Annotated in this window: 13 protein-coding genes; 2 read left to right on the top strand and 11 right to left on the bottom strand. The window is 73.0% G+C overall.

The genetic code is table 11. The features are described from left to right. The 11 genes from ftsW to ON36_RS08470 form a co-directional block, all read right to left on the bottom strand. Positions 1–1,187 (bottom strand): putative lipid II flippase FtsW (ftsW, locus tag ON36_RS08520; protein WP_043650019.1); only part of this gene is annotated, 1,187 nt, incomplete at its 3' end. Positions 1,188–1,212: 25 nt separating this feature from the next. After that, the gene (gene murD, locus ON36_RS08515; RefSeq protein ID WP_043650027.1) at positions 1,213–2,649 is read right to left on the bottom strand and encodes a UDP-N-acetylmuramoyl-L-alanine--D-glutamate ligase; all 1,437 of its coding nucleotides are present in this window, start codon (positions 2,647–2,649) and stop codon (positions 1,213–1,215) included. Between the two features lie 50 nt (positions 2,650–2,699). Beyond that, positions 2,700–3,776, bottom strand: a complete 1,077-nt coding sequence (mraY, locus tag ON36_RS08510) for a phospho-N-acetylmuramoyl-pentapeptide-transferase (RefSeq protein ID WP_043650017.1) — start codon at positions 3,774–3,776, stop codon at positions 2,700–2,702. Next, a complete protein-coding gene (locus ON36_RS08505; RefSeq protein ID WP_043650015.1) occupies positions 3,773–5,272 on the bottom strand; it encodes a UDP-N-acetylmuramoyl-tripeptide--D-alanyl-D-alanine ligase in 1,500 nt (499 codons plus the stop codon). The genes mraY and ON36_RS08505 overlap by 4 nt, the downstream gene beginning before the upstream one ends. Beyond that, positions 5,269–6,861, bottom strand: a complete 1,593-nt coding sequence (locus ON36_RS08500; protein ID WP_043650013.1) for a UDP-N-acetylmuramoyl-L-alanyl-D-glutamate--2,6-diaminopimelate ligase — start codon at positions 6,859–6,861, stop codon at positions 5,269–5,271. Before ON36_RS08500 ends, ON36_RS08505 begins: the two co-directional genes overlap by 4 nt. A gap of 111 nt (positions 6,862–6,972) precedes the next feature. Beyond that, positions 6,973–8,847: a peptidoglycan D,D-transpeptidase FtsI family protein gene (locus tag ON36_RS08495; RefSeq protein ID WP_043650010.1), complete on the bottom strand. Its 1,875-nt coding sequence runs from the start codon at positions 8,845–8,847 to the stop codon at positions 6,973–6,975. Further along, positions 8,844–9,719: a cell division protein FtsL gene (gene ftsL / locus ON36_RS34170; RefSeq protein ID WP_245558001.1), complete on the bottom strand. Its 876-nt coding sequence runs from the start codon at positions 9,717–9,719 to the stop codon at positions 8,844–8,846. Before ftsL ends, ON36_RS08495 begins: the two co-directional genes overlap by 4 nt. Next, complete coding sequence (gene rsmH / locus ON36_RS08485) at positions 9,716–10,714, bottom strand: 16S rRNA (cytosine(1402)-N(4))-methyltransferase RsmH (protein WP_043650006.1); 999 nt, start codon at positions 10,712–10,714, stop codon at positions 9,716–9,718. Before rsmH ends, ftsL begins: the two co-directional genes overlap by 4 nt. A 214-nt stretch (positions 10,715–10,928) precedes the next feature. Further along, a complete protein-coding gene (mraZ, locus tag ON36_RS08480; RefSeq protein WP_043650004.1) occupies positions 10,929–11,360 on the bottom strand; it encodes a division/cell wall cluster transcriptional repressor MraZ in 432 nt (143 codons plus the stop codon). 399 nt (positions 11,361–11,759) lie between these two features. Beyond that, positions 11,760–12,176, bottom strand: a complete 417-nt coding sequence (locus tag ON36_RS08475; protein WP_043650002.1) for an SCO2097 family morphological protein — start codon at positions 12,174–12,176, stop codon at positions 11,760–11,762. A 107-nt stretch (positions 12,177–12,283) separates the two neighbouring features. After that, positions 12,284–12,733: an SAV_6107 family HEPN domain-containing protein gene (locus ON36_RS08470; RefSeq protein WP_052313771.1), complete on the bottom strand. Its 450-nt coding sequence runs from the start codon at positions 12,731–12,733 to the stop codon at positions 12,284–12,286. A gap of 105 nt (positions 12,734–12,838) precedes the next feature. On the opposite strand from ON36_RS08470, the gene ON36_RS08465 reads away from it, so the two are divergent. Further along, the gene (locus tag ON36_RS08465; RefSeq protein ID WP_043650000.1) at positions 12,839–13,468 is read left to right on the top strand and encodes a GNAT family N-acetyltransferase; all 630 of its coding nucleotides are present in this window, start codon (positions 12,839–12,841) and stop codon (positions 13,466–13,468) included. A gap of 61 nt (positions 13,469–13,529) precedes the next feature. Then, the coding region (locus ON36_RS08460; RefSeq protein WP_043649997.1) for a phytoene desaturase family protein at positions 13,530–14,279 on the top strand (750 nt) is incomplete at its 3' end.

Genomic DNA, 14,279 nt, shown 5'->3' with positions numbered 1-14,279 from the left:
AACCGGCTGAGCCTGCCGTCCTGGCCCGCCTTCAGCGCGGCCACCGCCTCGGGTTCGTGGCGCGCGGCGCTGGCGATGATGCCGAACATGAACAGCGTGATCGCCAGCGACGAGCCGCCCGCCGACACGAGCGGCAGCTGCAGACCGGTCACCGGAAGCAGGCCGACGACGTAGCCGATGTTGATCAGCGCCTGCGCGGTGATCCAGGTGGTCGCGGTGGCGGTGAGCAGCAGCAGGAACGGGTCGACCGAGCGCAGCGAGATGCGGATCCCGGTGTAGACGAACAGCGCCAGCAGCGCGACGACCAGCATGCAGCCGACGAAACCGAGTTCCTCGCCGATGATGGCGAAGATGAAGTCGTTGTGGGAGTTCGGCAGATAGCTCCACTTGGCCCGGCTCTGCCCGAGACCGCGCCCCCAGATGCCGCCGTCGGCCAGGGAGTACTTCGCCTGGCGAGCCTGGTAGTTGATGCCCTGCGGGTCGGCGCCGGAGTCGAAGAAGGCGCGCACGCGGTCTGACCGGTAGCCGGCCGACACCGCCAGCACCGCGGCCGCGATCAGGCCGGTCACCGCGATGGTGACGAACAACCGCACCGGCAGCCCGCCGTACCAGAGCAGCGCCGCCAGCACGATGCCCAGCGCGATGGTGGTCGACAGGTTGGGCTCGAGCACCACCAGCAGGCAGACCAGCAGACCGGCGGGCACCAGCGGCACCAGGATGTCCTTGAGCGGCCCGCCCCGGCGGTAGGCCAGCAGGTTGGCGCCCCACAGGATGAGGGTGACCTTGACGATCTCCGAGGGCTGGATCGAGACCGGCCCGATGTCGAACCAGCGCCGCGCGCCGTAGACCTCCGAGCCGATCCCGGGGATGAGGACGAGGAACAGCGCCAGCACCGACACCGCGAACAGCGGGAACGACCACTGCCGCAGCCGTTGCAGCGGCAGCCGCAGCGCGAGGTAGAACAGCACCGCCCCCAGCCCCGCGAACATGGCCTGCTGGACGAACAGCGAATAGGCCGACCCGCCACCGGCGTAGGCCTCGACGCTGGACGCCGAGAGCACCATGACCAGCCCGAGCACGGTCAGCAGCACCGCGATGGTGACGACGAGATGGAACGACGCGAGCGGCCGGGCCAGCCAGGTGGTGAACCGCTCGCCCGCCCGCGCCCGCCGCGTCGTCTCCGTCACGGCTGTGTCCTCTCCCCGTGTCCGATCACACGCCCTGCCCGATGTCTCCGTCGTCCAGCGCGTTGACCGCGGCGACGAAGCACTCGCCGCGGTGGCTGTAGCTGTCGTACATGTCGAGGGAGGCCGCCGCGGGGGCCAGCAGCACGGTGTCCCCCGCCGTGGCGAGCCCGGCGGCGGCGCGCACGGCCCGCTGCATCACGGCTTCGGCACGCTGGGACGGTGGGGCCTCCATACCGGCATCGTCCCCCGTACCCAGCTCGATGACCGGGACCTCGGGCGCGTGTCGCGCGAGTGCGGCGGCGATCACCGGGGCGTCCTGGCCGAACAGGACCGCGCCGACGAGCCGCTCGGCGACCTCCTCGATCAGGTCCTCGACGCTGGCGTCCTTGAGCTGCCCGCCCGCCAGCCACACCACGTGCGGGTGGGCCAGGATGGAGGCACGGGCGGCGTGCGGGTTGGTCGCCTTCGAGTCGTCGACGAAGTCGACGCCGCCGACCTCGCGCACGAAGGCGGTCCGGTGCGGACCCACCTTGTGCTCGATCAGGCCCTCGCGCACGAACTGCGGGGCCACGTCGATGGCCCGGGTCAGCGCGGAGGCCGCGAGGGCGTCGGCGATCCCGGCGGGGCCCTGCGGGCTCAGGTCGCCGGTCTCGGCGAGGATGGCGGCCTTGGTGAACGCGCGGTCGAGCAGCTTGCCGTCGACCACGCCGAGCTCGCCGTCGGCGGGCACGCCGATGCGGAAGCCGACCGTGCGCCGCGCCTTGGCCTTGCGGGCCAGCGAGGCCGCGACCGGGTCGTCCAGGCCCACGACGCCCACCCGGCCCGTCAGCGCGCGGGCCTTGGCGGCGGCGTAGGCGTCCAGGCCGCCGTGCCAGTCCAGGTGGTCCTCGGCGACGTTGAGCACCACGCCCGCCTCCGGACGCACCGAGGGCGCCCAGTACAGCTGGAACGAGGACAGCTCGACCGCCAGGACCTGCGGGCCGGGGTTGCGGCGCAGCGCGTCCAGGATGGGCAGGCCGATGTTGCCGCAGGCGACGCTGGGGATACCGGCGGCCCGCAGGATGGCGTGGGTCATCTGGGTGGTCGTCGTCTTGCCGTTGGTGCCGGTCACGACGAGCCACTTGCGGACCGGGCCGTAGATGCGGGCCTGGTCCACCCACCAGGCGAACTCGACATCGCCCCACACCGGGATGCCCTCGGTGACGGCGCGGACCAGCACCGGGGAGTCCGGCCGCCAGCCCGGGCTGGTGATCACCAGGGCGAAGCGGGTCAGGTCGCCGGACTCGAGTTCGATCGAGGACGCGACCTCGAGCCCGAGCTCGGCGGCCTCGGCCAGGGCCTTGGCGCCGGAGTCGGTGACGACGGGATGCGCGCCGATGTCGCGCAGCGGTTCGATCAGCGAGCGTCCGGAGACGCCCCAGCCGGCGACGAGCACGTCGCGGCCACGCAGGAATTCGAGCATCGGACCCGGGGAGCGCAGGGCGCGGGAGGAGTGATCGACCATGGCTCGCCTCACCCGACCTGTGCGAGATATTCGCTGTAGAACAGTCCGAGACCCACCGCGGCCGCGATGCCGGCCAGGATCCAGAACCTGATGATGACCGTCGTCTCCGCCCATTGGCTGAGTTCGAAGTGATGGTGGAACGGCGCCATCTTGAACAACCGGTTCCGCGTCGTGCGGAACACCGCGACCTGCAGCACCACCGAGCCCGCCTCGGCGACGAACAGCGCGCCGATCACGGCCATGAGCAGTTCGGTGCGGGTGGTGATCGACAGGCCGGCGATCAGGCCGCCGAGGGCCAGCGAACCGGTGTCGCCCATGAAGATCTTGGCGGGCGCGGCGTTCCACCACAGGAAGCCGATGCACGCCGCGCCCGCCGCGGCGCAGACCAGCGCCAGGTCGAGCGGATCGCGGACGTCGTAGCAGCCGGTGGCCGGGTTGGTGGCGCACGCGTTGCGGTACTGCCAGAAGGTGATGATCACGTAGGCGCCGAGCAGCAGGCTCATCGAGCCCGCGGCGAGGCCGTCGAGGCCGTCGGTCAGGTTGACCGCGTTCGACCAGGCCACCACGAGGACGACCACCATGATGACGAACACGATCGCGCCGAGGGTGACCGTGCTGTAGTCGCGCACGTAGGAGATGTGCCTGCTGGCCGGGGTGAGCCCGAACTGGTTGCGGAACTGCAGGACCAGCACCGCGAAGATCACCGCGGCGCTGACCTGACCGATGTACTTGCCCGCGGCGGTGAGGCCGAGGTTGCGCTGCTTGCGCAGCTTGATGAAGTCGTCGAGGAAGCCGACCGCGCCCAGGGCGGTGGTCAGGCTCAGCACGAGCAGGCCCGAGGCGGTCGGACCCTCGGCGTCGTAGGCGATGCCGATCAGGTGCGAACCGAGGTAGCCCGCCCACATGCCGATCAGGATCGCCACGCCGCCCATGGTCGGGGTGCCGCGCTTGGCCTGGTGGCTGGCCGGGCCGTCGACCCGGATCTCCTGGCCGAAGCCCTGGCGGGCGAACAACCGGATCACCCACGGTGTCAACAGGATCGACACCGCCATCGCGATCCCCGCGGCGAACAGAATCTGCCTCATCGTCGAGCCTCCGTGCTACCTTCCGCTGCCGCGGTCAGGTGTTCGGCCACGGCCCACAGCCCGGCCGCCTTCGATGCCTTGACCAGCACGATGTCCCCGGGGGCCAGTTCCTCGTCGAGGACGGCCACCGCGGCATCGATGTCGGGGACGAGCAGCGATTCCTCGCCCCACGAGCCCTCCATCACCGCGCCCTGGTGCAGGCCGTGCGAGGGCCTGCCGTCGCCGATCACGATCAACCGGTCGACGTCGAGGCGCACGGCGAGGCGCCCGATCGCGTCGTGCTCGATGACCGTATCGTCCCCGAGCTCACCCATCTCGCCGAGCACGGCCCAGGAGCGGCGCGGCGCGGGGCCCGCCTTGGACATGGTGACCAGCGCCTTGAGCGCGGCCCGCATGGAGTCGGGGTTGGCGTTGTAGGAGTCGTTGATGACGGTCACGCCGTCGGGCCGGGTGCGCACGTCCATGCGGCGGGCCGAGGCGGCCGTGGCGCCGGACAGCGCGGCCGCGACGGTCGGCAGGTCGGCACCGCACTCGAGGGCGACCGCGGCGGCGGACAGGGCGTTGCCGACCTGGTGTTCGCCGTGCACGGCCAGCCGCACCGGGACCGACTCGCCGCGGGCGTGCAGGGTGAACCGGGCGCGGGCCTCGTCGTCGGTGGTGACGTCGGTGGCGCGGATGTCGGCCTCACCGGACAGGCCGACGGTGACCACGCGGGCCTTCGTCCGCGACGCCATGGCCGCCACGCGCGGGTCGTCGGCGTTGAGGACGGCGAGGCCGTCGGCGGGCAGCGCCTCGACCAGCTCGCCCTTGGCGGCGGCGATGGCCTCCCGGCTGCCGAACTCGCCCAGGTGGGCGGTGCCGACGTTGAGCACCACGCCGATGCGCGGCGGCGCGACCCGGGCCAGCGCGGCGATGTGCCCCCGGCCGCGGGCGGACAGTTCCAGGGCGAGGAAGCGGGTGTCCGCGCCGGCGCGCAGCGCGGTCCACGGGTGGCCCAGCTCGTTGTTGAAGGACCCGGGCGGGGCGACGACCGGGCCGAGCGGCGCGAGCACGGCCGCGATGAGGTCCTTGGTCGAGGTCTTGCCGGACGAACCGGTGACCCCGACGACGGTGAGACCGGTCTGCTCGGTCAGCCGCTCGGTGCTGGCGCGGGCCAGCTCGGCCAGCGCGGCGAGCACGGCGGCGCCCGAACCGTCGGCGTCGTGCTCGCGCGCCATGGCGTTGGCGGGCACCGCGTCCGGGTCGGGGGCGACCACCACGGCGGGCACGCCGACCGGGCGTGCCGCCAGCACCGCGACCGCGCCCGCCGCGACCGCGCCCGCGGCGTAGTCGTGGCCGTCGGCCGCGGCGCCGGGCAGGGCCAGGAACAGATCCCCGGGCCCGATCCGGCGCGAGTCGAACTCGACCCCGCCGGTCACACGCACCTGCGGGTCCGGCGCGTCGTGGAGCTCACCCCCCACGATCCGCGCGATCTCCCCCAGTGTCATCTCGATCATGAAACCGTCAAGTCCTCCGCGTCCGTCTCCGGACTGTGTTGTGCCAGCAGAGAATCCAGCGCCCGCGCGACCACCTCGCGATCGTCGAAGGCGTGTTTGACCCCCTGGATCTCCTGTCCTGCCTCGTGCCCCTTGCCTGCCACCAGCACCACATCACCGGGGTGGGCCCAGGCCAGCGCCGCCGCGATCGCGGCGGCGCGGTCCCCGATCTCGCGGACCTCGCCGCGCTCCGCCTCGGGGACCTCCCGCGCGCCCGCGAGCACGGCCGCGCGGATGGCGGCCGGGTCCTCGGAGCGGGGATTGTCGTCGGTGACGACCAGCAGGTCGGCACCGCGCGCGCCGGCCGCGCCCATGAGCGGGCGCTTGGCCGCGTCCCGGTCGCCGCCCGCGCCGACCACCACCGCCAGCCTGCCCGTGCCCGCCGCCGCCAGGTGTCCGCGCAGGGTGCGAACGACGGACTCGATCGCGGCGGGCTTGTGCGCGTAGTCGACCACGGCGAGGAACTCCTGGCCGCGCTCGATGCGCTGCATGCGCCCCGGCACGTCGACCGCGGCCAGCGCGGGCGCGGCCACCGCGGGCTCGACACCCGCCGCGGCGCACACGGCGACGGCCAGCAGCGCGTTGGCGACGTTGTAGCGGCCGGGCAGCCGCAGCCGCACCGGCACCTCGCCCCCCGGGCCCGCCGCGACGAACTCCTGCTCGCCGCCGCGCGCGGTGACCTCGCCCGCCACCCGCCAGTCGGCGGCGCCGGTCGTCGAGACGGTGACCGGCGCGGCCAGGCTCGCGGCGAGGCGAGTGCCCCACTCGTCGTCGACGCAGATCACCGGCACGCGCGCGGCGACCGGCGAATCCGCCTCGAACAGCTTCCGTTTGGCGGCGAAGTAGTCCTCGAAGTCGGCGTGGAAGTCGAGGTGGTCCTGGGACAGGTTGGTGAACGCGCCGACCGCGAACCGCACCCCGTCGACCCGGCCGAGCGCCAGCGCGTGGCTCGAGACCTCCATGACCACGGCGTCCACGCCCTGCTCGACCATCGCGGCGAACATCGCGTGCAGCTGGGGCGCCTCGGGGGTGGTCAGCGCGCTGGGCACCCGCTGCCCGCCGATGCGGGTCTCGATGGTGCCGATGAGCCCGGTGGACAGCCCGGCCGCGGCCAGGCCCGCCTCCACCAGGTAGGAGGTGGTGGTCTTGCCGGAGGTGCCGGTGATGCCGACGATGCGCAACCGGTCCGACGGGTGGCCGTAGATCTCGGCCGACAGCTCGCCGAGCACGGCCCGCGGCCGCTCGCTCACCAGCACCGGGACCCCCAGGTCGCCGAACTCGGCGGCGCCGGCGGGGTCGGTGAACACCGCGACCGCCCCGCGCGCGACCGCGTCGGCGGCGAAGCGGGCACCGTGGGCGTGGGCGCCCGGTAGCGCGGCGAACAGATCACCGGGGCGCACGGCGTTCGAGCGCTGCTCGATCCCGGTCACCGACACCGTCGCGGGGTCGGCCCCGCGGGTGGTGGCTCCGGTGAGGTCCAGCAGGGCCGGTAGCGGCGTCGTCGGCGGGTTGACCGGCCGGAGCGCGTGCGGGCTGGACTGCACTGGCACAGGGTTCCTCTCCGATGAATCGAGCGCGGGGACGAGACGGGCGAGACGACGTGTCAGGGTACCGACGCGCGGGTGTTCGCGGACCAATGGGTTGGTCATTCCGGCGGCCGGCTACACCCCTGCCTGCAGAACGAGCCGTTTGGGCGTGGGCGAGGGCGGCACGCGGTCGCGCTGCAGGGCCCACGAGGCGATGTTGTGGAACAGCGGGGCGGCCGACTGGCCGCCGCTGCCGTCGGCGCTGCGCACCGGCGCGTCCAGCATCATCCCGATCACGTAGCGCGGGTTGTCGGCGGGGGCCATCCCGGCGAAGGTGATGTAGTACGACGAGGTCGAATAGCACCGGCAGGCCGGGTCGACCTTCTGCGCGGTGCCGGTCTTCCCGGCCACCTGGTAGCCCTCGATCGCGGCCGACGCGCCGGTGCCCATCTGCACGCCCATCGGGTCCTTCTGCACGACGGACTGGAACATCTGGCGCAGCGTCGCCGCGGTCTGCGGGCTCACCACCCGCACGCCGTCGGGCTGGAGTTCCTCGGTGCGCTCGCCGCCGGGCCCGATGCGGGCCTTCACGATGCGCGGCGGGATGCGGAGGCCGTCGTTGGCGATGGCCTGGTACATGCCGGTCATCTGCAGGGTGGTCATCGAAAGGCCTTGGCCGATGGGCAGGTTGGCGAAGGTGCCGCCCGACCACTGGTCGCGGGCGGGCACCTGCCCGGCGCTCTCGGCGGGCAGGCCGACGCCGGTCCGCCTGCCGAGCCCGAACCGGTCGACCATGTCGGCGAAGCGGTCCTCGCCGACGCGCTGGGCCAGCATGAGCGTGCCGACGTTGGAGGACTTCCCGAACACGCCGGTGGTCGTGTAGGGCGCGGTGCCGTGCTCCCAGGCGTCGTTGACGGTGACGCCCGCCATCCGGATCGAGCCGGGCACCTGCAGCACCTCGTCGGGGTTGGTGACGCCGTACTCGATGGCCGCGGCGGCGGTGATGATCTTGTTCACCGAGCCGGGCTCGAACGGCTCGCTCACCGCCGGATTGCCCATGTCGGCCGAGGACCAGTACTGGCGCGGCTGCATGGGGTTGAAGGTCGAGTCGTTGGCCATGGCCAGCACCTGGCCGGTCTTGGCGTCGAGCACGACGGCCGAGGCCGACCCGGCGCCCGACATCTGCTTGGCCTGCTGGACCTGCTGCTGCACGTAGTACTGCAGGTCGTGGTCCAGGGTCAGCTCCACGCCCTGGCCGTCCACGGCGGGCTGCTGGTCGCGGTAGCTGCCGGGGATGACCGCGCCGTCGGAACCGCGATCGTAGGTGCGCGAGCCGTCGGTACCCGCGAGCACCGAGTCCAGCGCCGATTCCAGGCCCATCTGGCCGTGCCCGTCCCACCCGGTCGCGCCGAGGACGTTGGCCGCCAGCGACCCGCCCGGGTATTCGCGCAGCGCCTGGCGCTCGGTGCCGACCTCGGGATAGGCCGCGGTGATCTCGGCGGCCACCCGCGGGTCGACGTAGCGGGCCAGGTAGGCGAAGGTCTTGTCGCTGCGCAGCTTGTCCAGCAGCTCCGCCTCGGTGGGGGCGTTGGCGCCGAGCTTGTCGTGGATCATCTTGGCGATCCCGCGCAGCCGCTCGTCCACGTCCGGCGCCTTGGGATTGGCGGCGCGGGCGTCGGTGAGCTGCTGGCGCACCCGGATCGGCTGGAACGTCAGGGCCTTGGCGAGCACGGTGAACGCCAGCGCGGTGCCGTGCCGGTCGGTGATGGGGCCGCGCAGCGCGGCCATGGTCTCCTTGGTGGTCCGCTGGCCCGCCGCCTGCGCCGACAGCGCGGGCGCGGCGATGCTCTGGATCCACAGCAGCTGCAACGCCACCACGGCCAGCACGGCCAGCAGGGTCACCCGGCCGATGCCGAGCCGCAGGCGGACCGGACGGTCGGGACCGCCGGAGCGGCCGCGCGACCGCGCGGGCCCGCGCCGCTGCCGCGACGCGGGCCTGCCCTGCCTCATCGAAGACCACCGTCCACGGTGGTCGGCGGTGCGCCCGCTGCCTCCGGATCCGCGGCGGCCGAGGGGTTCTCGGGGTTCTCGGTGTTCTCTGGGTGACCGCCCTGCGGCCCGGCCGCGGCGCCGGGCAGGCCGGCGTGCGCGTCGACCAGCGGGCCGCCGGGCGGATTCGCCGCGGCGGGCACCGGCGACGGCGCGTTCTCGTGCGGCTGCGGCGCCGGGGCGGGCGCGGCCAGCACGTTGGGCGCGAGCTGGGCGCCCGCGGGCGCGGGCGCCGGGGTGGTCGTCGTGGTCTCGCCCGGCCGCACCGGGACCACCCGCTCCCCCTGCGCCTGGGCGTGCCCGGGCGCGGGCACCGGCGAAGTGGTCGGCGGGGTGTTGAGCAGCGGCGCCGGGGCCCCCTGCGCGGGCGTCGGGGTGCCGATCACCGTGACCTCGCCGTGCGGCCCGAGCACCAGCCGGGCCGGGTCGACCGCCGGGATCATGCCGAGTTCCCGTGCGCGCGCGGCCAGTTCGGGCGCCGAATCGGCCCCCGCGACCTCCCGCTGCAGCGCGCTGCGCTCGTCGGCCAGCTTCCGGTTGACCGCCCTCGCGTCGCCGAGCTGGTAGCTGTCCTCGGCGGCGCGCGTGGTCAGCAGCAGGGTCAGCGCGAGGCCGCAGCCGAGCAGGCCGATGATGGCGGTGACGAACGGGATCCGGCCCGCCGTCGCCGATCCGGCGCTCACCGGCAGGTCGGCGGTGCCGTCGAGCTGCTCGGCGCGGGTGCGCCTGCGCGCGTAGGCCCGCTGCGCCGCACCGGATTTCACCCGATCGGCGGCCTGCACCCGGCGGCCGGACCCGGTCCGCACCGCGACGGTGCCCGTCTGCACGCTCATCGTGTCCCCTCCTGTGTCTGGCCGGAGCCCGCCGCGATCCGCTCGGCCGCGCGCATGCGCACCGGCGCCGAGCGCGGGTTCTTCTCGATCTCGGACTCCGTCGCCTTCTCCGCGCCGCGGGTCAGCATCCGGAATTCCGGTCCCATGCCGGGCAGTTCGACCGGCAGGCCCGGAGGCGTCCGCGACACGATCCGCGGCGCGAACTCCTGCTTGACCAGCCTGTCCTCCAGCGACTGGTAGGACATGACGACGATGCGGCCGCCCACCCGCAGCGCGTCGAGCGCCGCGGGCAGCGCCGCGCGCAGCGAGTCGAGCTCGCCGTTGACCTCGACGCGCAGCGCCTGGAAGGTCCGCTTGGCGGGGTGCCCGCCCGTGCGCCGCGCCGCCGCCGGGATGGTCGCGTAGAGCAGCTCGACCAGTTCGGCGGAGGTGGTGAACGGGGTCACCGCGCGGCGGCGCAGCACCTCCGAGGCGATCTTGCCCGCGAAGCGTTCGTCGCCATAGGTTTTCAGCACCCGGGCCAGGTCGCCGTGGCTGTAGGTGTTGAGCACGTCGGCGGCGGTGATGCCGGTCGTCGGGTCCATCCGCATGTCCAGCGGCGCGTCGACGGAGTAGGCGAACCCGCGGTCGGCCTCGTCGAGCTGCATGGAGGACACGCCCAGATCCATCAGGATCGCCGACACCGACCCGGTCTCCGCGAGGCCCGCCTCGGACAGCGCGTCGGCGATGCCGTCGTATCGGGTGTGCACCAACGTGATCCGGTCGGCGAAGGGCGCCAGCCGTTCACCGGCGAGTTTCAGCGCGGTGGTGTCGCGGTCGAGGCCGACCAGGCGGGACTGCGGGTAGGCGCGCAGGAAATGTTCGGCGTGACCGCCCAGACCCAGCGTGGCGTCGACGTAGACCGCGCCCGGCTCGCCGAGGGCGGGACCCAGCAACTCGTCGGCCCGGTCCAGCAGGACGGGCACATGACGGGGGGTCTCGGCTTCGTGGTTCACCTCGACCTCCCGGGATCCTGCCTCGCGCGTCGCAGACGGGTCGCCTTGCCACACAGTGCTTTACAGCGTTTCATCGAAAGAAGCGGCCCTGCCGCCGAACGGCGGGGCCGGCGAATGCGTCGAGGTCTCTGTCCGGGGGGTGGCACCTGGCGTCGGGGAAGTACGTCAGGGTCCACGTCCGGGCAGAGGCCTCGCAGCACTCGCGTGCTCTGGGCTAGAAGATCCCGCCCAGCGCCTCGTCTCCGGCTTGCGCGTAGTCCTCCTCGTGTTCGGCGAGGTAGGTCTCCCACGCCTGCTTGTCCCATATCTCGAGGAAGTCGACCGATCCGATCACCACGCAATCCCGTGAGAGGTTCGCGTAGCGGCGGTGATCCGCCGACAGCGTGATCCGGCCCTGTGCGTCCGGACGTTGCTCGTCTGTACCCGCCGCGAGAGCGCGGACGAAGGCGCGGGCCTGCGGATTGCTTCGGGACGCCGCCGCCGCTCGCCGGGCGAGCGCGGTGAATTCTTCACGGGGGTAGACGGCCAGGCTGTGGTCCTGACTCTTCGTGACCATCAACCCTCCCGCCAGATCGTCTCGAAATTTCGCAGGCAACGTCAGTCGCCCTTTGTCGTCCAGGCGGGGGGTGTAGGTACCGAGAAACATCTCGACACCTCCCTACTGGACAACTGCCGTGCGGCCTCTCCTGTAGTGCGCGCCCCACATTACCCCACTTTCCCCCACTTTCAATCGAAACCCTCCGTGATCTGCCTCCCCGCCGAGCCAATTCCGCAGGTCACACCAGCTATCACCGAGATTCGGCGCTATCGCGTGTTCTGCTTGCCGACACGCCCGACACGCCAGGTTCCGGGCAATCCCCAGCAAACTTGCCCGGTCGGGGTGTCCGCCGCGGCGGCCGGGGGCCCGCGGCGGGCCTCGGTGGGGGGTGGTGGGGAAGGTGGGGCGCGCGCCCTGCCCCGGACACACGACGAGGGCGGTGGCACACCGTCATCGGTGTGCCACCGCCCTCGTGGGACGTGCGTGGGGAGGCGGCCCCCGCGGGGCCTACTCCTGCTCGAACCTGCGGCGGAAGCGATCCTCCATCCGATCGGAGAATCCGCCGGCCCGGCGCTGGCGGCCGCTGCGGCCGCTCCCGGAACCGCTGGGGTGCTCGGAACTCCCGCGCTCGGCCCGCTTGCCGACCTTGGGCCCGCCGACCAGCAGCAGGACACCCGCACCGAACATGACGATGAAACCGACCAGGCTGATGATGGGGAAATCCCCCAGCTTCACCGGGGCGGCGATGCCGGCGACCAGCAGGAACAGGCCGATGGCGAACAGGGCCGCGGCCTGGAGCCTGCGTCGGCTCGACGTGGAACGAAGGCGTCCGCCGCGGACGGACGACGCGAACTTCGGATCCTCAGCATAGAGAGCGCTCTCGATCTGTTCGAGCATGCGCTGCTCGTGCTCGGAGAGTGGCACGGTACCTCCCCCGGCACTAGGCGTGGTGGCCGCCTCCGGGTAGACGGCCTCTTATCTCCCCCCATGATACGAGTTCGATCACCGCCGTACCACCTACTCGGGCATAACTAAGCGGTCATGCCTGGATTGCGACCCGGCTGCGACGCTCCGCGGCCCGCCGCGACGAGGGCGTCGTCGACGTCGTAGAGGAAGGCGCCGACCCGCGAGCAGAATTCGTCGGCCTGCGTGTCGGAGATCGAGCGGTCCAGACCGGCTTCCAGCGCCGCGCGCAACTGGGAGTGCGCGGCGAAGTAGTCCGACCACATGGCGAACTCCGGCGCGGCGCGTTCCATCAGCACCCAGGCGCTGCGCGAGCGGGCCCGCGGCGCGCGATCGGCGCCGGTCAGCGCGATCACCGCGCCCGCGCCGCGCAGCGCGGCCAGGTAGGCGGTGCGGAAGCGCTCGGCCGGATCGTGCTCCCACGCCGAATCGGTGAGCAGGGAATCGGCCTGGCGCAGCAGACCACCCGCGCGTCCGTCGTGCGACGCGTGCCCCCGACTATCGTTGCGACCAGCCATCAGCTGCCCCCTAAATGATCGAACAGGCATTCGAAGGTTTGCTCGATGTTGAATATAAGGACAGCCACCGACAACTTTCCGCGCCCGGCGCGGCCGACGAGAGCCATGACAGCCGTCAAGCCACATCACACCCCCGCCCCCGCCGTCGTCGAACTGACGGCCGCGGCCCTGCGTGCGCGCCTGCACGACGCCCTCTCGGTCTATGTCGCCGCCATGGACTACCCCCGCGGCACCGAGCACCATCGGGCGCCCATGTGGACCGAGCACACCACCCGCGCGGGCTGGCGGGCCGTGGCCGCGCTGCTGCCCGAGGACGACGGCCACGTCGACCCGCGGACCTCGCCGATCGTCGCCATCGCGTACGGCTACCACGGCGCGCCGCGCCAGTGGTGGCATCAGCAGGTGCACTCGGGCATGCGCCGCTGCGGCTGGCCCGAACAGGCCACCCGGGAACTGCTCGCCGACTACTTCGAGCTCACCGAGCTGCACGTGCACCCCAGCGCGCAGGGCCGCGGGATCGGCGGCACGCTGCTGGAACGGCTGCTCGACGGCCGGACCGAGGCGGCCGTGCTGCTGTCGACGCCGGAGGTCCCCGAGGAGGCCAACCGGGCGTGGCGGCTGTACCGGCGGGCCGGATTCACCGACGTCATCCGCAATTTCGTCTTCTCCGGGGACAGCAGGCCGTTCGCCATCCTGGGCAGGCGGCTGCCGCTGACCGACGGGGCGGACGCGTGAGCGGTCACCGGCCGCGTGCGACGCGCGTCCACGCGCGCGGCGGCGTGCGGGCGGGCACGGCGTGAGCGAGGACCACACCGTCGTCGTCGGCTCCGGGCACAACGCGCTGGTCGCGGCCTGCTACCTGGCCCGCGCCGGGCGCCGGGTCCTCGTGCTCGAGCGCGACGAGGTGCCCGGCGGCGCGGTGTCCACGGTGGAGCGCTTCCCCGGGCACCGGGTCGATCGCGGGTCCTCGGCGCACATCATGGTGCGGCACACCGGGATCGTCGAGGAGCTCGGGCTGGCACGGTTCGGCCTGCGCTACCTCGACTGCGATCCCTGGGCGTTCGTGCCGTCCGACGGCGACCGGGCCCCGATCGTGTTCCGCCGCGATCTCGACCGCACCTGCGCCTCGATCGCGCGGGCGTGCGGGCCGCGCGACGCCGCCGCCTACCGCCGCTTCGCCGGGGTCTGGGGGCCGCGCAGCGCCCGGGTGATGCGGGCCTTCGGCGGGCCGCCGACGCCCGGCAGGCTGCTGCGCTCGTTCTGGGGGCTGGACGCGCGGGCGGGCGGCAGCGCCCTCTCGCGGGAGTTCCTGCAGACCGGGGACGCCCTGCTCGACAGCTGGTTCGACGACGAGCGGCTCAAGGCGGCGCTGGCCTGGTTCGGCGCGCAGTCCGGGCCGCCCATGTCCGAGCCGGGCACCGCGCCGATGGTCGGGTTCGCCGCGCTCATGCACACGCTGCCGCCGGGGCGCGCCGTCGGCGGCAGCGGCGCGCTGACCCAGGCGCTGATCGCGCGGCTGCGCGCCGACGGCGGCGAGCTGGTCACC

The sequence above is a fragment of the Nocardia thailandica NBRC 100428 genome (genome assembly GCF_000308795.1).
In the GTDB taxonomy this organism is placed as follows: Bacteria; Actinomycetota; Actinomycetes; order Mycobacteriales; family Mycobacteriaceae; genus Nocardia; species Nocardia thailandica.
The sequence above is the reverse complement of the archived record's forward strand: the minus strand, read 5'-3'. Positions and strand labels throughout refer to the sequence as shown.

What these genes read in the sequence shown, in the direction of transcription:
- mraY (WP_043650017.1), bottom strand. Translation starts at nt 3,776, where the DNA reads ATGAGGCAGATTCTGTTCGCCGCGGGGATCGCGATGGCGGTGTCGATC.
- murD (WP_043650027.1), bottom strand. Translation starts at nt 2,649, where the DNA reads ATGCTCGAATTCCTGCGTGGCCGCGACGTGCTCGTCGCCGGCTGGGGC.
- ON36_RS08465 (WP_043650000.1), top strand. Translation starts at nt 12,839, where the DNA reads ATGACAGCCGTCAAGCCACATCACACCCCCGCCCCCGCCGTCGTCGAA.
- ON36_RS08505 (WP_043650015.1), bottom strand. Translation starts at nt 5,272, where the DNA reads ATGATCGAGATGACACTGGGGGAGATCGCGCGGATCGTGGGGGGTGAG.
- ON36_RS08495 (WP_043650010.1), bottom strand. Translation starts at nt 8,847, where the DNA reads ATGAGGCAGGGCAGGCCCGCGTCGCGGCAGCGGCGCGGGCCCGCGCGG.
- mraZ (WP_043650004.1), bottom strand. Translation starts at nt 11,360, where the DNA reads ATGTTTCTCGGTACCTACACCCCCCGCCTGGACGACAAAGGGCGACTG.
- ftsL (WP_245558001.1), bottom strand. Translation starts at nt 9,719, where the DNA reads ATGAGCGTGCAGACGGGCACCGTCGCGGTGCGGACCGGGTCCGGCCGC.
- ON36_RS08470 (WP_052313771.1), bottom strand. Translation starts at nt 12,733, where the DNA reads ATGGCTGGTCGCAACGATAGTCGGGGGCACGCGTCGCACGACGGACGC.